The organism is Pseudomonas sp. FW305-28, from assembly GCF_017351395.1.
GTDB classification, from domain to species: Bacteria; Pseudomonadota; Gammaproteobacteria; order Pseudomonadales; family Pseudomonadaceae; genus Aquipseudomonas; species Aquipseudomonas fluorescens_AA.
In genome coordinates, this window is the sequence record NZ_JACNDD010000011.1 from 13,020 (window position 1) to 38,055 (window position 25,036).

A 25,036-nucleotide genomic window follows, 5' to 3' on the forward strand; every position below is an offset into this window, starting at 1 on the left:
TCAAACCGCTCCGTTCGTAGCGATGGCCTCGAGCCGTGCCGCCAGTTGCTGGTGCAGGGCCGGTTGCTCGAGGATAGTGAGATGCTGCGCCGGGATGACCTCACGGGTCAACGGCCCGGTGCTCAGGTGTTCCCAGTGCGGGTCGGCGAACTCAGCCTGTTCCAGGGTATCGTCGGCCCACCAGACATGCACCGGGCAACTGAGTGGCGCAGGCTTGAAGGTCGCCAGCAGATGCTGCGTATGCTGCTGGTAGTGCAGCCGCGTTTGCAGGTGCTCCCAACTGTCGCCATCGAGCTGCAGGCCCTGCTGGCGCGCCCATTGGGCCAGTTCCGGCAGGCGTGCTGCCGGGGGCAGGGCGTCCAGTTGTTCCAGCAATGCCGCCAGGGTCGCCTGTGGCAACTGGCGCAACACGGTCTGGCTGTCCGGCGTCAACGACAGGGCGGCCGACTCCAGCAGCGCTTCGACGCTGTCTTCCTGGGCGTGATGCTGGTACTGGGAATCGATGATACCGAGAAACGCTACCTGTTCGCCCTGGCTCTCCAGGCGCGCGGTAGCGGCAATCGCGAGCAGCCCGCCGAGGGAGAAACCCAGCAGGTGATAAGGACCGTGCGCTTGCTGCTGGCGCAGATGCTCGACATAGACCGCCGCCAGGCTCTCGATGTCACCGCCCAGTGTCGTGCTGTCGTCGGCCAGGTAGGCCGCCTGGAGTCCCCACAGTTGCCAGGCCGGTAGCGATGCCAGCAGGGGACGGTAGTCCTGCACATGGCCTGTGGAGGGGTGGAAGCAGAAGAGCTTGCCGGCCTCGATGGGCGCTGCGGTTGGCGGCGACAGCCTGACCAGTGGCGAGAGCTTGAGTTCGGCCTGCACCAACGCCGCGAACGCCGAGACGCTGGGGGCGTTGAACACCGCATTGACCGTCACCGGCGCCGACAGCGCGGTCTGCAAGCGGCTGGCGAGGGTCACCGCCGCCAGGGAATGGCCGCCCAGCTCGAAGAAATCATCGTCGATACCCACCCGCTCCAGGCCCAGCACTTGCGCCCAGACCTCGGCAAGCAAAGCTTCCAGCGGCGTGCGCGGCAAGGCACTGCCAACGGTGTCGAGGACTTTGTCGGCCCATTGTTGCAGGGTCTTGCGATCCAGCTTGCCATTGCCCATCAACGGCAAGGCTTCGACGATCCGCAGGGTGGGCAGCATGTAGTCCGGCAAGCAATCCTGGGCCTGGCCATGCAGCCTGGCTACCGTGGTCGAATGCCCGGGCGCCAGGGTCATGAAGGCGAACAGTTGCTGGCCGAGCTCGCCCCGGGGAATGCATTCCACTGCGGCCTGGGCGACGCCGGGAAGGCGAGTCAATTGCGCCTGGATCTCATCGAGTTCCACGCGGAAACCGCGGATCTTCACCTGGCGATCGGCTCGTCCGGTGATTTCCAGGCTACCGTCGTGGAGGTAGCGGGCCATGTCGCCAGTGCGGTAGAGGCGTTCGCCAGGCGATTGCCCCCATTCGATGAAACGGCCGGCGTTCTGTTGCGCGTCCAGGTAACCCCGGGCCAGTTGCGGGCCGGCGATATACAGCTCGGCGCTCTGCCCGGGAGCGGCCAGCGCTTGCTGTTCGTCGAGCAGGTACAGGCGCATGCCATCGAGGCGGTCGCTCAGGGGCAGGCGGCGATAATCCATGGCTGGATCGGCTTTGTGCATCACCACGCCGACCGTGGTTTCGGTCGGGCCGTAATGGTTGAAGACTGTCAGCGTCGGCGCGAGGCCGTGAATGTTTTGCAGCAGGCGCCGCGAGCAGCTTTCGCCACCGAGGATCAGTTGCTTGCGAGGCAACACGGTCGCGCTTTGGGCATGAATCAGCCACGCGTCCAGCAGGGACGGTACGATCTTCAGGTGATCGATGGGGTATTCAGCCTGCCAGGCCGCCCAGGCCTGGGCGTCCATTGCCGTTTCCTTGTCCAGCAGGTGCAATTCACCGCCACTGAGCAGCGCCGGGAACAGCAAGGTGTAGCCCAGGTCGGCCGCCAGCGAAGTGACCACCGCACTGCGCTCGCCAACCCCCAGCGCCAGGCGCCGGGACACGCTGGCGACATAACTGGCGAGTTGGGCGTGTTCGACAATGACGCCTTTGGGCGTGCCGGTGCTGCCGGAGGTGAACAGCACGTAGGCCGCGTCCTGCCCTTGGCACTCGACGTTGGTTGCCGTGGCAGGTGCGTGCTGCCAGGTCGCTTCTTCACGCAGGTCGAGGCTACCGATGCCGGGCAACGCGGGGGCGCTGCCGGCCGAACCGCTCAGGACGAAGACTGGCTGCGCCTGTTGCAGGATGGCCAGGGAGCGTTGTGCCGGCTGATGCACGTCCAGGGGGACGAACGCCGCGCCGCTCTTGAGCACGGCGAGCATGGCCAGGACCATTTGCGCCGAACGATCCAGGTACAACGCCACGCGATCTTCGCGGCCCACGCCCTGAGCGCGCAGGTACTGCGCCAGTTGGTTGCTGCGGGCCTGCAACTGGGCATAGCTCAGATACCCGTGGTGGTCGCGCAGGGCCAAATGCTCGGGGAACTGCGCGGCACATTCAGCGAAGCGCGCCGGTACGCTGGCAAACGGCGGGGCGGCGACGTCGTCCTGCCGGGCGGCCAGCGTCGCGCCGAAGCTCGGCGCCTGCAACGACAGCTTGGCCAAGGGCTTGCCTGGGTTGGCGAGGGCATCGGACAGCAGCGACTGGAACTGCTCCAGAAGCGTCAGGGCTGCTTGTTCGCTGTAGCGGCTCGGCAGATGGTGCAAGTTCAACCGATAGCCAAGGCCGCTGGCTTCGTGGCGGACCGTTTCGGCAACCAGCAGCAACTCCATGCCTGCCGGGATGGCTTGCACGTCCGACACAGTGAGCGTCGATGCAAGACTGCCCAAGGTATCGAGTCGATCGGGCAGGTGTGCGCCCCACTGGAAACCGTAGTGCAAGGTTTCGGCCGGCAGTGCGGTGCTGACGCCGCAGTATTCCTGCCATTCGATGGCTTGCTCGCACAGCGTCTGCAGGGTCTCCAGCGCCTGGACAAATGAGCTGTTCGCAGCCGGTTGCCAGCGCAAGGGCAGGGGCTTGGCGAACAAACCCCAGCAGTCTTCGAGTTCCTCGTAGTCGTCGCGGCAATCGTGTACCCAGTTCAAGGTCAGTGCCGGGCTGTCGCCGGTACTGAGGCGCTGCAGCAACACCCCCCAGGCGCTCATCAGCACCTGCTCGGGCGAGGCACCGTGACGCTGGCAAAAGTGGTCCAGGGCGCTGCTCAATTGCGGGTTGGCGAGCAGGCGGGTGGTCGCCGGGGCATCGTGGCGGTCGTTGCGCACCTGGCGGTAGAGCAGCTCGCTCCCGGCCGGTTCGTCCAAGGCCTGGCTGGCCCAGAAGCGCCGACCGGGAACAGCATCTTCATCGGCCTGCAATTCATGGAGCCAGGCACTGTACTGGGTGTAGGTCATGGCCTCGTCATCGAGGTACGGCGCGTCCGTCGATCCCAGTGCCTGGGCCAGGCGCAGCAAGGTGCCGCGATCCGCGCTCAGGGCCGGCAGTTGCAGTGTCACCCGGTGCCGATCGTCCGCCACCGATTGCACTTCGACACTGATCGCGTCGACTGCGGTGGCGGTGGGCTCGACCACTTGCAGCGGCATCAGCAGGCCCGGCTCGGGCCGCACGCTCAGGCGCAAGGCCTCGTGGCACGCGCTCAGCGCGGCCAGCCGCTGCTGCAGGCGTTCCAGCGCCAACGCGCCGGTGATCTCCAACTCCAGGCGCACGGGCGGCAAACCCGCCAGCCATTGGCTGCGCTGTTGCGGCGAGAGGGCGAAGGCTTCTTCACGTTTCTCAAAGACGGTCATGCCTGCACCTCCGAAGCCGGCAGCGGCTGTGCTTCGGGCAACTGCCCCGTCAGTTCTTCGCGGCGCATCATCTGGCCCATGGCGACGCAGATCTTGCGTTCGCCCTCGAAGGGATCCCGGGCGTGAGCCACCAACATATTGTCCAACATGACCATGTCACCTTTTTGCCAGGTAAAACGTACCGCGCAATGTTCATACGCCTCGCCGATTACCTGCATCACCGCGTCTTCGATCACGCTGCCGTCGCCGTAGTACACGTTGCGGGGCAGGTGCCCGAGGCCGAACAGGTTGATCAGGTTGTTGCGCACTTCCGGCTCCAGGCAGGCAGTGTGGTGCAGTTGCACCTGGTTGAAGAACGACAGTTCCCCGGTCTCGGGATGTTCGACGATGGCCGGGCAGTGCTGGGCGATCCGCAGGTTGTCGGTGCCCAGCCATTCCCAGCGCATGCCCGAGGCCAGGCACTGGCGCTCGACTTCCTCGCGCTGTTCGGTCTTGAAGAAGTCCTGCCAGCGCACATCCAGCTTGTCGGTGAAGTGCCGCACGTAAAGCAGTCCCAGGGCCTTGAAGCGAGCGACGATGTCCTGGGGCAAGCGCGCCAATACCTGCCGGCAATCGACGATGGGCGTGCAGCCGCCACGTGGCGCCGGTGTTTCGCAGTAGAACCACTGCTTGCGTGGCCACTGCGGCAGATGGGAGCTCTCGTTGTGGAAGAGGATCATGTGCTGTTCCGGGTACGGCGTGGAGTGGTAGATATTCTTGCCGGACTTGTTTTTCGGCAGGTCGCCGTAGGTCCCGTAGAGGTCGGGCTCGATGGCCTGGGCGAACTGCTCGAAGGCCGCGGCATCCGGCAGGTTGAACCCTCGGAACAGCAGGCCGCCGTGGGTCAGCAACTGTGCATTGATCCATTCCCGGGCTTGCAGCGCCCAGTGCACCGGGTCCAGGTCGCCGAGCAACGGCTCGATCACCAACGGCAAGGCTTGCCCGGCGTCGAGGGTACGGGTACGGACCTGCTCGTGGGCCACTTGGCTGACGGCGGTGGCGCGGGTCTGCTTGAGCTTGCTCAGTTTCGACTGCTTGCGTGCGCTGCGGGCCGTGGCCTCGTCGAGCGACGAATCAGGCTGGGACGCGGCGCCAGCGTGGCTGCCCTCAAGGCGCCACGACCACTGCTCCAATGCCTGGGCGGGGGCCGAGACGATCTGCTCCAGCAGGTGTTCGAAGCCCTGTTCGAGGCGCTGGATGGTCTGCTCCTGCAACACGCTGGTGCGGTACACCCAGCGCACGTTCAGGCCTTGCTCTTCGTCCTCTTCGACAAACACGGCGAGGTCGAACTTGCTGCTCTGCTGGGGGGCTACCAAGTGTTCCACTTCAAGGTCCGGCAGGCTGGCATTGCCACTGGGCGTGTTCTGCATGACGAACAACACCTGGACCAACGGGTTGACCCCAGGCGTACGCGGCGGCTGCAACTCCTCCACCAGTTTGTCGAACGGCACTTGCTGGTGTTGGAACGCCGACAGGCAATCCTCGCGCAAGCGTTGCAGGCGGGCGTCGAAGGTTTCGCCCTCGCTCAGGCGGGCACGGATCGGCAGCACGTTGACGAAGAACCCGATGAGATGTTCCAGGGCCGGATGTTCGCGGTTGGCCAGGTCGGTGCCGACGATGAAATCGTTGGCCCCGGTGGCCCGCTGCAACAGGCTGTTGAAGGCATTGAGCAAGACCATGAACAGTGTCGCCCGTTGCGCTTGCGCATAGGCCTTCAGCACCTGGGCCTGGGCCGGCGTGAAGCGTTGCTCGAGGGCCGCGCCCTGGTAGTCGGGGCGTGCCGGGCGTGGCTGGTCAAGGGGCAACGGGATCAACGTTGGCGCGCCGTCGAGCTGGCGGCGCCAGTAATCGATGGCCCGCGCGAGCAGGCGCTGTTGCGCTTCGCTGCGTTGCCAGTAGGCATAGTCGGCGAACTGGATCGGCAACACCGGCAACACGGGGGTCGAACCGCTGATGCGTGCCTGGTACCCGACGATCAGTTCCTGCATCAGGATGCCCATGGACCAGGCGTCAGTGGCGATGTGATGCAGCACCAGTTGCAGCACATGGTCCTCGCGTCCCAAGCGCAGCAGGTTGGCGCGCAGCATCGGCGCCTGTTGCAAGTCGAACGGGCGCGCGGCCTGTTCATCGATCAGGCGCTGCAGGCTTTGCGCCTGCTCTGCGCTGTCCAGGTCACTCAGCTCGGTTGGCGTCAAGTCCACCAGCGGCGCCGGGTTGATGACCTGGCAAGGTTGGTCGCCATGGAGGTGGAACGCGGTGCGCAAGGACTCATGGCGTTCGAACACCGCCTGCAAGGCTCCTTGCAGCGCCGCGATGTCCAGCGCCCCACGCAGCCTGACGGTGGTGGTCATGTTGTAGGCGGCACTAGGGCCTTCGAAGCGATCCAGGAACCACAACCGTTGCTGGCTGTAGGACAGCGGCAGCGGTTGGTTGCGCGGCGCCGGGGCCATCTCGGCGTCAGCGTCGGCCTCGGTCTGGGCGTTGCGTTGCTGATCGACCGCTTGGGCCAGTTGCTCAAGGGTGCCGCGTTCGAACAGGGTGCGCAGCGGCAGGTTCACGTTCAACCGTCGGCGAATTCGCGACAAGACTTGGGTGGCCAGCAGCGAGTGACCGCCGATGGCGAAGAAGTCGTCGTGCACACTGACGTTGTCCAGGCCGAGAATTTCTTGCCAGAGTTCGGCCAGGACGTGTTCGGTCGGCGTGCGTGGCGCCATGGATTGCGCCTGTACCGCCTCGTCCTGGGGCACACCCAAGGCGGCGAGGGCACGACGGTCGACCTTGCCATTGGCGTTCAGCGGCAACTGTCCAAGGGCCAGCCAACGGGCCGGGACCATGTAGCTTGCCAGTTGCTGGCCCAGGTATGCGCTCAATACCTGTTGCGCAGGCTCGCCGCCCAGGTCGGCCGTCTCGTCGAGCACATACCAGGCCACCAGTTGCAAGGCGCCGCGGGCGTCGGGCAACGCCAGCACCGCCGCGCTGTCCACCGCCGGGTGTTGCATCAAGCGGTTTTCGATCTCGCCCAGCTCGATGCGGTGGCCACGGATCTTCACTTGCTGGTCGCGACGGCCGAGGTATTCGATCACGCCATCCTCACGCATCCGGCCGATATCACCGCTGCGATACAGGCGCGCATCGGCTTGGAACGGGTGCGGTACAAAAGCCTCGCGGGTGCGTTGCGGGTCGCGCAGGTAGCCGCGACCCACGCCGACACCACCGATGCACAATTCGCCGGGTACACCCACAGGGACCAGGCGCAGCGCCGAGTCGAGAACGAACACCTGGTTATTGGCGGTCGGCGTGCCGATGGGCATGTGCAAGCAGTCGTCGGCCGGTGCTTCAGTGATGGGGTAGAAGGCCACGTCGTCCGAGCATTCGGCAGGACCGTAGGCGTTCATCAACGGGATCGCCGGGAAGCGTGCGAACCAGTCCCGCGCCAGGACCGGCGGCAATGCCTCGCCGGTGGGCAACAGCCAGCGCAGGCTTGCCAGGGTGTGATGGGCCTGGCTTTCCTGGAGCATGCCGCGAATCAGCGCCGGAACGGTTTCCAACAGCGTCAGTTGCTGCTCCTGGACGGCGTCGAGCAGGGCCACGGGATCGTGGGCCTGGGCATCGGGAAGAATGTGCACGGTGGCGCCGAACAGCGGTGCGGCGAGGAACTGCCATACGCTGATATCGAACGCCGCCGAAGCTGTCTGGGCAATCCGGTCGTGTTCACCCAGGCCCAGGCTCGGGACCTTGCCGAACATGTTGTTGAGCATCCCTCGTTGTTCCACCATCACGCCTTTTGGCGTGCCGGTGGAACCCGAGGTGAAGATCACGTAGGCCAGTTGATCCGGCTGGTGCGCATAGGTGACCGGCGGTTGCTCACGACCTTGCCAGAGCGCCTGGGCGACCAGGCAGGTAGGCTGCTTGTGCATTTGCGGCAGGACGTTGTCCAGTGTCGAGGTCGCGTGCTCGCACACCAGCAACAGCGGCGCCTCACCCAGGTCCAGCAGTTCCGCCAGGCGTGCGTGGGGCTGTTGGATGTCCAAGGCCTGGAACGCGGCGCCGACCTTGAGCGTGGCGATCATCATCGTCAGCAACGCCAGGCCACGCTCGGCGAACAGCGCCACCAGGGTTTCCGGGCCGGCACCGGCGGCTTGCAGCGCATGGGCGATGGCATTGGCGCGGCGGTCCAGTTCGGCGTAGGTCAGCGATTGGTCCTGGCATACGGCGGCCAGGTGTTGCGCACGGTTGCGCACTTGCTCGGCGAACAGCGCCGCATAACCGCGCTCCAGCGGGAAGTCGAGGTCGCTGCGGTTGCAGTCGATCAACAGGTGCCGGCGTTCAGCCTCGGGCAGCATATGCAAGCTGCCCAACGGCGCCTGCGGTGTCTCCAGCATGGCCGAAAGCAGTTGCACCAGATGCCCGAGCATGCGCTGTACGGTGTCAGTGCTGAAACGCATGCTGTCGTAGGACAGGCGAATGCCCAGGCGATCGCCGGGGTACAGCACCACCGTCATCGGGAAGTTGGTGTGCACCCGGTCTTCGTAGATGTCGATGCTGAAGGCGTCCAGTTGCACGCTGCTGATGTCCAGCGGGGCGTTTTCGAACACCACCAGGCTGTCGAACAACTGCTGGCCGCGCGGCACTTGGCTGCAACGTTGAATGTCCACCAGCGACGCGCTTTCGTGTTCGCGCAATTGTGCGTTGTGGGATAGCAGTGCCTGCAACCAGTCGGCCACCGGGGCCTCCGGGTCGACATCGATGCGCAGCGGCAGGCTGTTGATGAACAGCCCGACCATTTCTTCTACACCGGCGAGGTCAGTCGGGCGGCCGGCGACGGTCACGCCGAACAACACGTCGCGGTTGCCGCTGTAGCGCGACAGCAACAGTGCCCAGGCACCCTGGATCCAGGTGTTGGGCGTCAGTTGGTACTGCTGGCAGAGCTGTTGCAAGCGTTGGGTCTGGGCGATGCTCAGGGTCTGGTCGAAGTCGCCGACCTGTTCCGGTGCCTGCTCCGGGCGGGCCACCGGACCGTCCACCTGCAGCGGCGTCGGCTCGCTGAAACCGGCCATTTGTGCCTGCCAGAAGGCGTGGGCGGCAGCCATGTCATGGCGTTCCAGCCAACTCATGTAGCCACGGAACGAGCGTAGACGCGGACGAGCCACCGGCTCCTGGCGCACCAGGGCCTGGTAGATCGCCAGCAGGTCTTCCATCAACAGGCCGAAGCACCAGGCATCGGTCAGGATGTGGTGGAAACTGCGCACCACGGCGAAGCGGCGCTCATCGAGCTGGAACACCCGCAGGTGGGTCAGCGGTGCGCAGGCCATGTCGAAGCCTTGCAGGCGTTGTGCTTCGAGGGCCTGGTCCATCGCCTCGCGCTGCTGCTCTTCGTCGAGATGGCGCAGGTCCTGCCAGTCGAACGCCTGGTGGGTCTGGCGGTACACGCACTGCAGCGGTTCATGGTCGTCCTGCCACCAGAAGGCGGTCCGCATCATTGGATGGCGCTCGAGGAACAGCTGCCACGCGGCTTCCATCGCCGGGCGCTGCAATACCCCGTCCCAGCTGTAGCGTTGTTGCATCAGGTAGATACCGCTGTGGGGTTGCAGCAGGGTGTGCAAAAGCATGCCCTGTTGCATCGACGACAGCGGGTAGACGTCTTCGATGTTCAGCCAGTCCAGCGGTTCGGCCGCCAGGGTTGCCGCTTGCTTGTGGCACAGCGGGAATGCCTGGCTGGCAGGGCGCAGGTCGGCCGCGGTGGCCAGTGCGGCGAGCTCGCTCAAGCGTTGGACAAGGCACGGCGCCCAGTCGGCGGCGAGGGTGCCTTGGCTGCGCAGGTGCAAGCGGTCATCCTGCCACCAGGCGTCTACGTTCAGCGGCCCGGTCGAAGCCGGCGATGGGGTTGGCGCTTCAACCTGAGCCAGGATGCCACGCTCTTCGCGGTGGCTATCGAGGTTGCCCAGCCAGCGAATGACGAGCGATGGTGCTGGCAGCTCGCGCAGCGGTTCTTGCAGGTAGGTATTGTCCGACAAGTAGCGCAGGGCGCCATAGTCGACGCCGTGTTGCGGGTAGGCGCGCATCTGCGCGGCCAGTGCCTGCAAGCGTTGTAGCAGGCTCTCGCCTTCGGGCTGGAGGAAGTACGGCACGGTCAGTGCCAAGGGGCCCATGATGCGTGCCGGGTCGAGGTCGGCCACGGCAATCGGCGCAGCGACCGGCAAACGCTCGGCACTCGGACGGGCATCGTGCACGCTCAGCGCGACCAGGCCATTGCCGCACAGTTCACGGCACTGTTCGGCCACGGCAGCGGCCAACAGGGTGTTCCAGTCCAGTTGCAGCACTTCGCCCAGGCGCTTGAGTTCGCTAGAGGTGGCGGCCGGCAGGGTGTCTTCGACCACGCTGGCCGGTTGCTGGCTGTCAGGCAGTTGCAGCGGTTCCACCCCTGCGTATTGCAGCCAATGTTCCCAGGCGTCATCCAGGGCATCACCCTGGGCATGGGCCTGCTGGTGCCGTGTCCACTGGGTGAAATCGCCACCGGCGTAGGACAGGCGCACCGGCCGCTGATAGCGCAGCTGTGCCAAGGCCAGGTTGAGGTCAGCCAGTAGCAGCGACCAGGAGGCTTCGTCCAGGCACAACGGATGAGCGGCCAAGAGCAGGGATTGCGTGCCGTCCACCTCCAGCAGGCTGGCATGCAGGGTTTGGCCTGCACCCAATTCCAGCGCATCGACACCGGCCTGGGCCAGGGCTTGCAGTTGCGCCGGGGCGCAGGTCTCCAACTGCTCGGTGGTGATGACCGGGGCCTTGGCCACGACCAGTACCCGTTGCTGCCACTCGCCCTCCGGCAGCGCCTTGAGCGCCAGACGCAGGGCCTGGTGGTGGTGTTGCAACGCGGCGATGGCCTGGGCCAGCAACTCGCTATCGATGGCCTGGGTCAACGCCACGCAGCGCCAGGTGGCGTGCAATGGCCCTTGCTCCAGGCGTGCCAATTGCCCGGCAGCCAGCGGCAGGTCATAGCCATCGGCAACGGCTTGCGCCACGCCATGGCTGGCATCGGCGCCCAGTACCCGGGCGATATCGGCGATGGTGCGGTTCTCGAAGAGCTGGCGGGGCGTGAGTTTCAGCCCTTGCTGGTTGGCGCGGGCGATGATCTGCAAGTTGATGATCGAGTCGCCGCCCAAGGCGAAGAAGTTGTCATGCACGCCTACACGTTCAAGCTTGAGGACGTCTTGCCAGATGGCGGCCAGCTGCGTTTCGACTTCATTGCGCGGGGCCACGTGAGTGGCGCTGTCGTCCGTGGCTTTTTGCGGGAGCGGCAAGCGCTGGACATCGACCTTGCCGTTCCGGGTGAGGGGCAGTTCGTCGAGGGTGATGAAGTGTGCCGGCACCATGTAGTCCGGCACCCGCGCACCCAGGTCGTTACGCAGTTTCGTCGCGGACAGTGACTGGCTGGCGACCAGGTAGGCCACCAGGCGCAGGCTGCCGTCCAGTTCCACGGCGCGGACCAGCGCCTGTTCGATCAGCGGCGACAGGCGCTTGATCTGCGCTTCGACTTCGCCCAGCTCCAGGCGATTGCCACGGATCTTGACCTGGCTGTCGACCCGGCCGAGGAATGCCAGTTGGCCGTCCACTTGCCAGCGCACGCGATCGCCAGTGCGATACCAGCGTTGCTGATCCGCGTCGAGATGAAAGCGTTCGGCGGTCAGGTCCGGACGGTGCAGGTAACCCCGGGCCAAGGCGCCATTGATCAGCAGCTCACCGGACACCCCGGTGGGCACCTGGCGACCCTTGGCATCCACCACTTGCAGTCGGCGGTTCGGCAGCGGCCGGCCGAGGGCAATGCTGCGCAGGCCTGCGGGCAGCTCGGTGGCGATTGCGCCGACCGTCGCTTCGCTCGGCCCATAGTGGTTGAACACCCTGAGGCCAGGCGCCAGGTGGTTGACCTGCTCCAGCAGCGCCGGGCTGAGGGCGTCGCCACCGAAGACCAGCAGGGCGCGCGGCAACAAGCGTGCATCGGGCAGCGCCTGCAACAGGCCGGACAAATGGCTTGGGGTGATCTTCAGCACATCCACCGGGTGTTGGTCGAAGAGTTCGGCCAATGCCAGGGGGCTGAAACCGCTGTCTTCATCCACCAGCAACAGGCTGGCGCCGCTGCACAGGGCGCCGAACAGTTGGGTGTGGCCCAGGTCGGCGGCGATGCTGGACAGCAAGCCGTAGCGGGCGGGCGGCGGCGGGTTGAGCACCGCGTGCACCGCCGTCAGGTAATCGACGATGGACTGGTGCTCGACCACTACACCCTTAGGGGTGCCGGTGGAGCCTGAGGTGTAGATCACGTAGGCGGCGTCAGTCGGGTTATGGGCCACGGCAGGTGGCGTGTCTGGCTGGGCGGCGATGGCGTCGGCCTGTTCCGCCAGCCACAGCGTCGGCGTGTGCTCGGCCAAGCCTTTGAGCAGGGGCGAGGCGGTGGTGCCGATCAGCAGCGCGGCGCGGCTGTCCACCAGCACATCGGCCAGGCGCCCGGCGGGCTGCTTGAGGTCCAGCGGCAGATAGGCCGCGCCAGCCTTGAGGGTGGCGAGCAGGGCGATCACGAACCCGGCACTGCGTTCCAGGGCCAGTGCCACGACGCTGTCGTGACCGATGCCCTGGGCGCGCAAGTACTGGCTGAGGCGGTTGGCTTGCTGGTCCAGTTCGCGGTAGGTCAGGGCGACCTGGCGGTCGCGGACCGCCAGGTGATCCGGGTGGGCGGCCACTTGTTGTTCGAAGCACTGATGCAGGCACGCCTGGGGTACCGGCAGTTGTACGCCGCGTCCCTGCACGAGCAGTTGCTGGCGTTCTTCAGGGCTCAGCCACTCAAGCTCGCTGACCCGGCACTGCGCTTGCGCCGTCATCGCCAACAGGATGGCGCGCAATTGTGCCGACAACACCGCGACCTCGGCGTCGCTGAAGCGACTGCGGTCGTAGCTGATCAGGTAGTGCAATTGTTTGTCCGGCACCACGATCAGCGACAACGGGAAGTGGTTGCGGCCTTGGGTGAGGGTGATGCCGTCGGCCTGCTGGTCGCTGCTCGGGGCACTGAAGCTCAGGCCGCCGGTGTCCTGGTTGAGCGCGTCGGTGACCGGGAAGTTCTCGAACACCAGGATCGAGTCGAACAGCGCCTGCTCGGCGGCGATGCGCGTCATCGACTTGAGCTTGCCCAGGGGCAGGTAGGCGTGGTGGCGCAGATCGCTGTTGGCCTGCTGCAACTGCTGCAGCCAGTCCACCAGAGCCGGGCCTTCAGACCACTGCACGCGCAACGGCAAGGTGTTGATGAACAGCCCGACGGTGCTGTCCACGGCGGCCAGGTTCTCTGGACGACCGGCAACGGTGACGCCATAGACCACGTCGTCACGCCCGGCATGCTGGCCCAGCAGCAATGCCCAGGCGCCCTGGATCAGGGTGTTGATGGTCAGGTCGTTCTGGCGGGCGAAGTGCGCCAGCTGCTCGGTTTCGCTGGCCGTCAGCAGGCTTTCCCGTTCGGCGAACGGTGCCCCTGTTGGCGCAGGCTGCCGCACGGCGAAGGTGGGCAGCGGTGTCGGTTCGCTCACGTCCTGCAACTGTTCGCGCCAGAAGCCTTCGGTGGCAACCATGTCCTGTTCCGCCAGCCAGGCGATGTAGTCCCGGTAAGGGCGGGTCGGCGGCAGGTCGGCGGGGCGGCCGTGGGCCTGTTCGTAGTACAGCGACAGCCACTCCTGGACGGCGATGCCGACGCTCCAGCCATCCATGAGGATGTGGTGGAAGGTCCAGATCAGGTGCCAGCGCTCGGGCGCCAGGCGCACCAGGCACACGCGCATCAGCGGCGAGTCGTTCAGCTCCAGGGGCTGGGCGCGCTGTTCCAGCGCCAACTGTCCGAGCGCGGCCTGCGGCTCGGGACGGTCTTGCCAGTCCAGTTCCGTCAGGGGCAGTGGCACGTCCTGTTGCACCACCTGATAGGCATCGTCCAGCTCTTCCCAGAGAAAAGCACTGCGCAGCACGGCGTGGCGCCGCATCAACGCCTGCCAGGCACCGCGAAATGCGCTCAGTTGCAGCGGGCCGTTCATGTCCAGGCTCAATTGCTGGTAGTACACCCGCGAATCCGGTTCATAGACGCTGTGGAACAACAGGCCGTGCTGGGTCGGCGAAAGGGAGTAGATGTCTTCGATGTTGTTCATGCTTGCTTGGTCCATTTCAAAGTCTTGAAAACTCGAGTGAGCGTCGATCAAGGCGCCGCGCCGGTCCGCAGACCTGGGCGGGCGCCGCGTCGCTCGCTAGCTTTGGGAATCGGGTTTGGTCTTGAGTTTGCCCAGCAGTTTGTCCAGGGATTTCTGGTTCAGCGCCTTGGCCAGCGGGAAGTCCGCAGGCATCAGCGAACCGGCCTGTGGGTCGAGGCAGTGTTCGACCAGTGCCTGCAAACGTTCCAGCAGGCGAGCAGGCAAATGGCTGTCGGCGTTCGGCGTGACGCTGTGCCACTCGACACGCAACACGCCGTCCTCCAACCAGGCCACCACTTCACGGGTATGGGTCACTCGGTTCACCGGGGCCGCGTCCGCTGGCGGGGTCAGGCTGCTGGCGCGTAACCAGCCCGCTGGCGTTTGCTCATGCCCCAGGTAGTTGAACAGCACATCGCCATGGCTGGCCGGCAACTCGCCGCGCTGGCGCAGCAAGCCATAGCCCAGGCCCAGGCCGGGTACGTCACGCAAGGCTTGCTTGGCGTTGCGCACCTGATCGCCCGCGGCGCCGCTGGCACTCACGCGCAGTGGGTAGAGAGTGGTGAACCAGCCGACGGTGCGGCCGACGTCCAGCCCGGCAAACGGTGCATCACGCCCGTGGCGTTCAAGGTCCACGACGATGTCACTGCGCTGTTCGACCTCGGCCAGGGTCGCGGCGAGGGCGGCGATCAGCAGTTCCTCCGGTTGTGTGCGGTAAGCCGCGTGGGATTCGGTCAGCCATTGGTGCGTGCGGCTGGCATCCCAGTGGGCCGACAGGGTTTGGCGTTCGGCGACCGTGGCCATGGGCGGCGGGTTCGCAGAGGCCTGGGCACTCCAGTAGCGCTGCTCGGCGGCAGCCTTGGCGGCATGGGCTTGCAGGTGCTCGGCCCATTGACGATAAGAGGTGGTTTTCGCCGGCAACGTCGGCTGCTCGTCACGTTCCAGGGCGGCATACAGCTGTTGGAAATCTTCCAGCAGCGGCGTCCAGGACACCGCATCGACCACCAGGTGATGGGCCACCAGGTACAGGCGCTGCGGTGTGCCTTCCAGCAGGGCCGCGGCAAACAGTGGGCCGTGTTGCAGGTCCAGGCTTTGCGCGACTTGCAGCAATTGCTCCGGGTGCTCGCAGCAGGTCAACTGGGCCGGTGCCACCGGTGCGATGTGTGCCTGCCATTGGCCGTCGACGTGGGTGAAACGCAGGCGCAGGGCGTCGTGGTGGGCCACCAGCCGATCCAGCGTGGCTTGGACGATGGCCGGTTCCAGGCGACGGTCGCTGTCGGCCAGCACCGATTGGTTCCAGTGCGCGGCCTGGACCTGTTGCTGGTCAAAGAACCACTGGTGCAACGGCATCAGCGGCATCGGTCCGGTCACGTCGCCTTGTTCGGCCTGGGTCAGCAGCGCCGTGGTCACATGGGCCAGGGCCGCCGGAGTCGGCGAGCGGAACAGGTCCCGTGGCGTGAGCGAATAGCCCTGCTCACGCAAGCGCGAGATCAGTTTCAGGCCGAGAATCGAGTCACCACCCAAGGCGAAGAAACTGTCCGAGGTGCCGACTTCGCGACCGCCAGTCAAGGTTTCGCCGAGCAGTTCGCCGAACAACTGGCAGAGCAGGCGTTCCAGTTCGTTGCGCGGTGCCGCGTAGTCTTTCTGGGTGTTTGGCAAGGGCAGGGCGGCCAGGGCCTTGCGGTCGATCTTGCCGTTGGTGCTCAGGGGCAGCGCCGGGATGTGCACCCACACCGCCGGCACCATGTAGGCCGGCAGCTCGGCCGCGAGCTGGGTGTCGAGGTCCGACTGCGCGGCGCTACTGCTGTAGAACGCCACCAGGCGGTTGTCGATGACCAGGGTGCAGGCGCCGGTGATGGCCGGCAGGTTCAGCAGGGCTGAGTCGATTTCCCCCAGCTCGATGCGCTGGCCGCGCAACTTCACCTGGTGGTCGAGACGGCCCAGGTACTCGATGTTGCCATCGGCCAGGAAGCGGCAGCGGTCGCCGGTGCGGTACAAACGATCGCCGGCCACGAACGGGCTGGCGAGGAAGCGCTCTTCGGTCAGGTCCGGGCGTTTCAAATAGCCACGGGCCACGCCGACGCCGCCGATGTACAGCTCGCCGATGCTGCCAATCGGCAGCGGCTGCATGGTTTCGTCGAGGATGTACAAGCGCAGGTTGGCGATGGGCTTGCCGATCGGCACGATCACATCGTCCGCCGAGCAACGCCAGACCGAAACGTCGATGGCCGCTTCGGTCGGGCCATACAGGTTGACCAGCGCCGCCGGGTGCTGGCCCATGAAGCGCCGCACCAGGTCCACCGGCAAGGCTTCGCCACTGGCGAACACCTGGCGCAAGCTGTGGCAGTCGACCAGGCTCGGTTCCTCGACAAAGGCCCGCAGCATGGACGGTACGAAGTGCAAGGTCGTGACCCGTTCCTGCTGGATCAACTGGCTGAGGTAGGCCGGGTCGCGATGACCGTCCGGACGGGCGACCACCAGGGTCGCGCCAGTGATCAACGGCCAGAAGAACTCCCACACCGATACGTCGAAGCTGTACGGCGTCTTTTGCAGCACACGGTCGTTCGGGCCAATCGGGAAGGCGTCCTGCATCCAGTGCAGGCGGTTCATCAAGGCGCCGTGTTCGTTCATCACGCCCTTGGGTTGGCCGGTGGAACCGGAGGTGTAGAGCACGTAGGCCAGGTCGTTGGCCTGGACACTGATCGGCTCTGCGACTTCAGCGATTGGCAACGCCTCCAGCGTCCAGGCGTCATGCCCGACGGGCAGGCGCGACAGCCATTGCGCCTGGGTCAAGGTGACCTTGGCATCGGCGTCCTCGATCAGGAAGGCCAGGCGCGTGGCCGGCAACTCCGGATCCAGCGGCAGCCACGCGGCGCCGGCATGGACGATGCCGAGCAAGGCCACGACCATTTCCACCGAACGCTCCATGCACACCGGCACGATGCTGTCGCTGCCCACGCCAGCGGCGCGCAGGGCCCGGGCGACGGTTTGCGCCCGTTGGTCCAGTTCGGCGTAACTCAGGCGCTGGCCTTCGAACACCAGCGCCGGGGCGTTGGGGCTCAGGGCCGCTTGCTGGCTCAGGGCGGTGTGCAGGTTGGTCGGGCCGTTGTAATGACGTTCGGTGGCGTTCCACTCGATCAGTTGGCGATGACGCTCGGCCGCCGGCAGCGGTGTCCAATCCCCGAGGCGGGTGCGTGGCGCCTCGAGCATGGCTTGCAGCAGTTGTTGCCATTGTTCCAGCCAACGCCGGGCCGTGGTTTCGCTGAACAGCGCGGCGCGGTATTCCAGCAACACCGACAGCACTTCGCCGTCGTGCACTTCCCAATTCAGGTCGTACTTGGTGGCCTGGGCGGTCACCGCGCGTTCGCTGACCTGCAACTGCGGCCATGGCTGGCTCGACGTGTCGGCGTTCTGCATGGCGAACAGCACTTGGAACAGCGGGGTCTGGCCGAGGCTGCGCGAAGGCTTCAAGTGCTCCACGACCTGGTCGAACGGCACGTCCTGATGCTGTTGGGCATCCAGCACACGGTGACGCACCTGGTTGAGCAAACCTTCGAAATCCAGGGCCGGATCCAGGTCGGCGCGCATGACCACGGTGTTGACGAAGCAGCCGATCAGCGGTTGCAGCTCGGCGAATGGACGCTGGGCCACCGGGCTGCCGACCCGCACGTCGCGCTGGTTGGCGTAGCGCCCCAAGAGCAACTGCGCGGCACCGAGCATGAGCATGAACAGGGTGGCACCGCGTTGCTGGGCGAACTGCCGCAGACGTTCCACCAGGACGGGCGGCAATTGCAGTTGCACCGCGCCGGCCGCCGGGGCGAGCTGGTTTGGACGACCCTGTTCGGTCGGCAGGTCGAGCAGGTAGTCGCCGTCCTCCAGTTGGTTGCGCCAGTATTCCAGTTGGCTGCTGAACGCGGTCTGTTGGCCGGGCTCGCGCTGCCAGAGGGCGTAATCGGGGTATTGCAGCGCCAGCGCCGGCAGTGCCACCGGAGTGCCTTGGCACTGGGCGGTGTAGCACTGTCGCAGTTCCTCCAGCAGGTTCTGGCTGGAGGCGTCATCGGTGGCGCAGTGGTGCACGCTGAGCAACAGCAGCGACTGGGCGCCGCCACTGCGTTGCAGCAGCGTGGCCCGGACCGGCACTTCGGCGGCGAGGTCGAAACGGCGACCGGTTTCTGCGTGGGTCGCCGCGTCGGTCAGTTGCTGCCACTGTTCGTCGCTGGTCGCCTGCAGGGCCGTCACCTGCACGGTGAGATCGACCTTCGGTTCGATGACCAACGCCAACTCGCCGTCGGTATCACGCACGATGCGGCTGCGCAGGATCTCGTGGCGTTGGACCACACTGTTCAGGGCCGTTTGCAGGGCCTGGACATGGAGTTCGCCGTCCAGTTGCACGGCGCTGACCACGTTGTACTCGCCACCGCCGGCGCTCAGTTGTTCGAGGAACCACAAGCGTTGTTGTTCGAACGACAGCGGCAGGCGCGCCGGACGCGGCGCGGCAACGAAGGTCGCCGCCGGGGCTTGCAGAGGATCGCCCAGCAGCGCGGCCAAGGCGTCGAGGGTCGGGTGTTCGAACACCGCCCGCAACGGCGGCACAGTGGCGAACTGTTGGCGCAGGCGGGCAAACAGCGCCGCCGCCAGCAGCGAGTGGCCGCCGAGGTAGAAGAAATGGCTGTCACGGCCGATCTGCGTCGACGGCACGTTCAGCAACTCGGCCCACAGGGCGGCCAGTTGCTGTTCGGCGGCGCTGCGCGGCGGGTCCAGGGCGTCTGGCGCGGCTTGGATGTCCGGGGCCGGCAAGGCCTTGCGGTTGAGTTTGCCGTTGTCGGTCAGCGGCAGCTCATCGAGCAGCACGAACGCCGAGGGCACCATGTAGTCGGGCAGGGCGGCGCCAATGGTTTTGCGCCAGGCATGGATGTCGGCCTGCTGGTCGCACGTCACGTAGGCCACCAGGCGCTTGTCGCCGGGTACGTCTTCACGGGCCAGCACCACGGCCTGGCGTACGCCCGGTTGGGCGCCGATCAGGGTTTCGATTTCCCCCAGCTCGACACGGAAGCCACGGATCTTCACTTGATGATCCATGCGTCCCAGGTATTCGAGCTGGCCGTCGGGCAACCAGCGCACCAGGTCGCCGGACTTGTACATCCGTGCGCCTGGCAGGGACGAGAACGGGTCTTCGATGAACACCTTCGCGGTCTGTTCGGCACGGTTGAGGTAGCCCAGGGTCACGCCGGCACCGCCGATGTGCAGTTCCCCCGGGACGCCCACCGGCATCGGGTTGAGGAAGGCATCGAGCACGTAGGTGCGCACGTTGGCGATGGGCCGGCCGATGATCGGCCGCTGCGGGAAGTCATCCACCGCGCAACCGGTGGCATCCACGGTGCATTCGGTCGGGCCGTAGGTGTTGAAGAAGCGGCTGCCGGCAATCGATGGCAGGCGTTGCCACAGTTGGGCGTCCACCGCATCGCCACCGAACAGCACGAAGCGCGGCAGGTACACCTCGCCAAGGCGAACGCCGTCGCTTTCGAGCAGGGCCTTGAGCTGTGCCGGGGTGCACTCGAAGGCGTCCAGGCGGGTATCGCGGAAGAAACCGGCCAGGGCCTCGGGGTCGTAGCGCACGTCCTCCGGGGTCAGGTACAGGCTATGGCCGTCGAGCAACAGGATCAGCTCGGCCACCGAACTGTCGAAGGCGAACGAGTAGTTGAAGCTGGTGCGCATCGGCTGGTCGGTGTAGCGGCGATACAAGCCATGGATACGCGCCCAGGCCAGGTTGACCACCGAACCGTTGGTCACCAGGGTGCCCTTGGGCTTACCGGTCGAACCGGAGGTGTACATGATGTAGGCCAGGTCTTGCGGCCCGGCGAGCGGGGCCGGGTTGCTGTCCGGCTGGTTGGCGAACAGCGCCGCGTCGCTGTCCAGGCGCAAGCGGGGCAGCTCGGCGCCCAGTTGTTCCAACAGGCCCTGCTGGCCTATGAACAGTGCCGGTTGCGCGTCCTCGAGCATGTACGCCAGGCGATCCACCGGGTAGGTCGGGTCCAGCGGCACATAGGCGCCACCGGACTTGAGAATGCCCAGCAGGCCGACCAGCAGTTCCAGCGAACGCTCGACACACAGCGCCACCGGGCGGTTGGCGCCAACGCCCTGGCTGCGCAGGTAATGCGCCACCTGGTTGGCCCGACGGTTCAGTTCGCCGTAGCTCAGGCTGCGGCCTTCGAAACACAGGGCGTCACGCTCCGGGGTGCGCTCGGCCTGTTGTTCGAACAACTGGGCGAAGGTCAGGTGCGTTGGCACCTCCATCTCGGTACGGTTCCACTCGACCACGGTGCGTTGCCACTCCGCGTCCATCAGCAACGGCAAGGCGGCGACCGGGCGCTGGGGCTCGGCGAGCATGTGTTCGAGCAGGTGTTCCAGGCGGGCGAGGGTCTGGCGGGCGCTGTCGGCGACGAACAGGTCGAGGGCGAACATCAACTCCAGTTGGATCGGCGCGTTGGCCGGGCACAGCACGTGCAGGTCCAGGTCGCATTCGGAGTGGCGCAGCGGGGTGTCCAGCGCTTCGAATTCCAACCCGGGGAAGCGCAACCGCGACTCCATGGCCAGTTGCTGGGCGACCATGACCTGGTACAGCGGCGCATGGCTGAGGCTGCGCGGCAGTTGCAGGCTGTCCACCAGCTGCTCGAACGGCAAGTCTTGATGCAGCAGGCCATCGCGCAGGCGTTCGGCCACTTGCTTGACCAGGGCGCTGAAGCCGGCTTGTGGATCGAAGTCGGCGCGGATCGCCAGGTTGTTCAACAGAATACCCAGCAGGCCTTCGGTACCCGGTTGTTCACGGTGGGTGACCGGGGTGCCGACCAGCACCGTGGCGTCGCCGCTCAAGCGGTGCATCAGTACGGCGAAACCGGCGAACAGGACGGTGAACGGTGTGGTGCCGAGACGACTGGCAAAGGCTTGTACCCGGCCGCTGAGGTCGGCGCTGAGTTCACGCTGCACGATCCCGGCGCGGTAGCTTTGCACCGAGGGCCGTGGATGGTCGGTGGGCAAGGCCAGCAGCGGGCTGGCGTCGCTGTCGCGACGGTCCAGGGTGGTGGTCCAGTAGTCGAGTTGGCGCTTGAGTTCGGCGCCTTGCAGGTGTTCGCGCTGCCAGAGGGCGAAATCGGCGTATTGCAGCGGCAGGGCCGGCAGGTCGGCGCGAGTACCGTTGCAACGGGCTTCATAACCCAGGGCCAGCTCGCGCAGGGCGATGGTGGCCGACCAGGCGTCCGACACCAGGTGATGCAGGGCGATGCCGAGCACGTGCTCGCCCGGCGCCAGGCGCAGCAAGCGCGCACGCAGTAGCGGTGGGCGGGTCAGGTCGAACGGCTGCTCGAAGGTGTCTTGCAGGGCATTGAATTGCGCGCCGGCGCGGGCGGTGGCGGTCAGCCCCGACAAGTCTTCGAAGGGCAACGCGATGTCCAGCGCTGGGCTGATGCGTTGGCACGGCACGCCGTCGGTGCTGTGGATGCCGGTGCGCAGGATTTCGTGGCGCACCAGCAGGTCGTTCAGGCTGGCGTGCAGCGCCTGGACATTGAGTTCACCCTTGAGGTGCAGGGCGAACGGGATGTTGAACAGGGTGGTGCCCGGCGTCAGTTGCTCGATGAACCACAGGCGCTGTTGCGAGAACGACAGGGGTAGCAGCGTCGGGCGTGGTTGGGCCTTGGGCACGCTGAGCGCGTTGGCTTGCGGTGCGGCGGCCTCGGCCTGGCGGGCGTCGATGGCCACGGCCAGCAAGGCTACGGTGGGGTGTTCGAACAGCACCCGCAATGGCAGGTCCAGTTTGAACTGGGTGCGCAGGCGGGCCACGATCTGGGTCGCCAGCAGCGAGTGCCCGCCGAGGGTGAAGAAGTTGTCTTCCACGCCGACCGTGTCGCGCCCCAGGACTTCGGCCCAGATGGACGCCACGGTGGTTTCCAGGGCGTTGCGCGGGGCGATGCTCTCCTGGGCGTCCGCCTGCCAGTCCAGCTCGCGGGCGGCGAGGGCCTTGCGGTCGACCTTGCCGTTATTGTTCAGGGGCAGTTTGTCCAGGCCGACGAAAGCCGCCGGCACCATGTACGGCGGCAGTTGCGCCCGCAGGTGTTCGCTCAGGCCGTCGCTGCCCTGGGTCTCGTCATGGGCCGACCAGTACGCCACCAGCCAGGCTTCGCCGACGGTGTTTTCCCGCAGCAGGACAGCGGCTTCGCGTACGTTCGGGTGCTGGGCGAGACGGTGTTCGATTTCCGTCAGTTCGATTCGGTGCCCGCGCAGTTTTACCTGCTGGTCGCGACGGCCGAGGTATTCGATCACCCCGTCTGCACGCCAGCGTCCCAGGTCACCAGTGCGGTACAGGCGACCTTCGAGTTGAGGGTGCTCGATAAAGGCCTCAGCGGTGCGCTGCGGGTCGTGCAGGTAGCCGCGACCGACGCCGACGCCGCCGACGCAGATTTCCCCGGCGACGCCAACCGGCACCGGGCGCAGGGCTTCGTCCAGCACATACAGACGGTTGTTGGCGGTCGGCTGGCCGATGGGCATGTGGCTGACCTCGGCCCCCGGGGCTGCGAAGATCGGCTGGAAGGCCACGTCGTCGGCACATTCGGCCGGTCCGTAGGCGTTCATCAGGGCGATGTCGGGGAACCGTGCGAACCAGTCCCGGGCCACGGTCGGCGGCAGGGCTTCACCGGTGGGCAATACCCAGCGCAGGTCCGGCAGTTGCAAATCGCATGGGCATAACGCGAGCACGGTGCGCATCAGGCTCGGGACGATTTCCAGCACGTTCAGGCGCTCGCTGGCGAGCACCTGCAACAGGCGTTGCGGGTCGTGGGCAACTTCATCGGGAAGAATGTGCACGGTGGCGCCGAGCACCGGCGCGGCGAGGAACTGCCACACCGAAATGTCGAACGCCACCGAAGCGGTCTGGGGAATGCGGTCGGCGGCGCTGAGCCCCAGGGCCGGCACCTTGCCGAAGATGTTGTTGAGCATGCCGCGCTGTTCGATCATCACGCCCTTTGGCGTGCCGGTCGAACCCGAGGTGAACAGCACGTAGGCCAGGCTGTCGGGGCGGGCGAGCACCGGCAGTGGCGTGTCGTTGCCCGATGCCCAGCAGGCTTCGGCGAACAGCGCCGTGGGCGCCTGGTCGAGGCCGCTGAGCAGTGGCTCGAGCAGACCGCTGCAGGCTTGGCTGGCGATCAGCAGCGGCGCGCGGGACAGCCCGAGGATTTCCCGCAGGCGCTCGGGCGGATGATTGACCTCCAGGGGCAGCATCGCCGCGCCAGCCTTGAACACGGCCAGCATCATGGTCAACAGCGCCAGGCCACGAGGCGCCACCAGCGCGACCAGTTGGTCTTCACCGGCACCGGCCTCGCGCAGGGCGTGGGCCAGGCGCGTGGAACGCAGGTCCAGCTCGGCGTAGGTCAGCGATTCACCGGCGCAGATCGCGGCGACCTGATCACCGCGCAGGGCGACCTGGGCGGCAAACAGCTCGGCGTAGCTTTGATCCAGCGCAAAGTCGTGGGGGTTCAGCGCCCATTCGCCCAGCAACTGTTGACGTTCATCGGCCGCCAGCAGTTCGAAGCTGGCCAGCGGCGCGTCGGGGGCGACGAGCATGCTGCGCACCAGGCTGGCGATGTGGCCCAGCAGGCGCTGCACGGTGGCGGCCTCGAAACGTTCGCGGTCATAAGACACGCGGATGCCCAGTTGTTCGCCCGGCAGGATCACCACGGTCAAGCCGTAGTGGGTGTGCACACTGTGGTCCATGCCTTCGAGGCTGAACTGGAAACCGCCTTCGAGGATCTGTTCGTCGATGGGCGCGTTTTCGAACACCAGGATGCTGTCGAACAGGGTCTCGCCCCGGGGGAAATCGCTCCAGCCCTGGATGTCGGTCAACGGCGTGTGCTCGAAGTCGCGCATGTCGACGTTGAGTTTCTGCAGGTCGCCCAGCCAACTGCCGAGCGAGGCGTTCGGATCCACCGAAACCCGCAGCGGCAAGGTGTTGATGAACAGGCCGATCATTTCCGCAACGCCGGTCAGGTCAGCCGGACGCCCGGCCACGGTGACACCAAAGACGACGTCCTGCTGCCCGCTGTAGCGCGACAGCAGCAACGACCAGACCCCCTGGAAAAACGTGTTCGGGGTGATCCGGCGACCGCGGCAGAACGCCGCCAGTGCCTGGGTTTCCTGCGCGTCGAGGTGAATCAGTTGGTCGTCCACCAGCACCGCATCGGTGTAGCGGTCGCGGCTCACGCCGTTGTCCACGGTCAGTGGCGTGGGGGCGTTGAGGCCTTGCAACTGGCCGCGCCAGAATTGCTCGGCCTTGCCCGCATCCTGGCGTTGCAGCCACTGGATGTAATCGCGAAACGGCCGAGGGCTTTTCAGTTCCGGCGTACGGTCGTTGCACAGCGCTTCGTAGACTTTGAGGAAGTCCACGGTCACCAGGGAGATGCACCAGGCGTCCATCAGGATGTGGTGGAAGCTGCGAATGAACTCGTAGGACTCGTCGGCCAGGCGCACCAGCCGGAAGCGAATCAGCGGTGGCTTGGACAGGTTGAAGCCGACTTTCTGCTCGTCTTCCAGCAGCGTGCGGATCCGCGCCTCCTGCTCATGGGGCGCGAGCCCGCGCAGGTCGAGGGTGTCCAGCGGCACCTTGACCTGGCGATGGATCACCTGCACCGGTTGCTTCTGGCTTTTCCACTGGAAACTGGCGCGCAGGGAAGGGTGCAGTGCCACCACCTGGCGCCACGATTCGAGGAACGCCCCTTCATCGATGGCCCCGCCGATGCGGTAGCGATCCTGCATCAGGTACACCCCGGAGTCTTCGTGCAGCAGGGAGTGGAACAGCATCCCTTGTTGCAACGGCGACAGCGGGTAAATGTCTTCGATCGGGTTGCCAGTGGTTTTTTCGGTGGTCATTGAAAGCGTCCTGCGTAAAAAGGGGCAACGGTGAT

3 protein-coding genes are annotated in these 25,036 nt (G+C 66.0%); all 3 read right to left on the reverse strand.

From position 1 onward, the window contains the following. The 3 genes from J4E53_RS04585 to J4E53_RS04595 all read right to left on the reverse strand — a co-directional run bounded on the left by J4E53_RS04585 (position 1) and on the right by J4E53_RS04595 (position 25,001). Positions 1-3,852 (reverse strand): non-ribosomal peptide synthetase, encoded by a 3,852-nt coding sequence (locus J4E53_RS04585; RefSeq protein WP_103309663.1) that lies wholly within the window; start codon positions 3,850-3,852, stop codon positions 1-3. Next, a complete protein-coding gene (locus tag J4E53_RS04590; RefSeq protein WP_103309665.1) occupies positions 3,849-14,054 on the reverse strand; it encodes a non-ribosomal peptide synthetase in 10,206 nt (3,401 codons plus the stop codon). The genes J4E53_RS04585 and J4E53_RS04590 overlap by 4 nt, the downstream gene beginning before the upstream one ends. A 96-nt stretch (positions 14,055-14,150) precedes the next feature. Beyond that, positions 14,151-25,001, reverse strand: a complete 10,851-nt coding sequence (locus tag J4E53_RS04595; protein ID WP_207268112.1) for a non-ribosomal peptide synthase/polyketide synthase — start codon at positions 24,999-25,001, stop codon at positions 14,151-14,153. Positions 25,002-25,036: the final 35 nt, after the last annotated feature.

Excerpts from the sequence above, each read along its gene's own strand:
- J4E53_RS04595 (WP_207268112.1), bottom strand. The coding sequence starts at position 25,001 with ATGACCACCGAAAAAACCACTGGCAACCCGATCGAAGACATTTACCCG.
- J4E53_RS04590 (WP_103309665.1), bottom strand. The coding sequence starts at position 14,054 with ATGAACAACATCGAAGACATCTACTCCCTTTCGCCGACCCAGCACGGC.
- J4E53_RS04585 (WP_103309663.1), bottom strand. The coding sequence starts at position 3,852 with ATGACCGTCTTTGAGAAACGTGAAGAAGCCTTCGCCCTCTCGCCGCAA.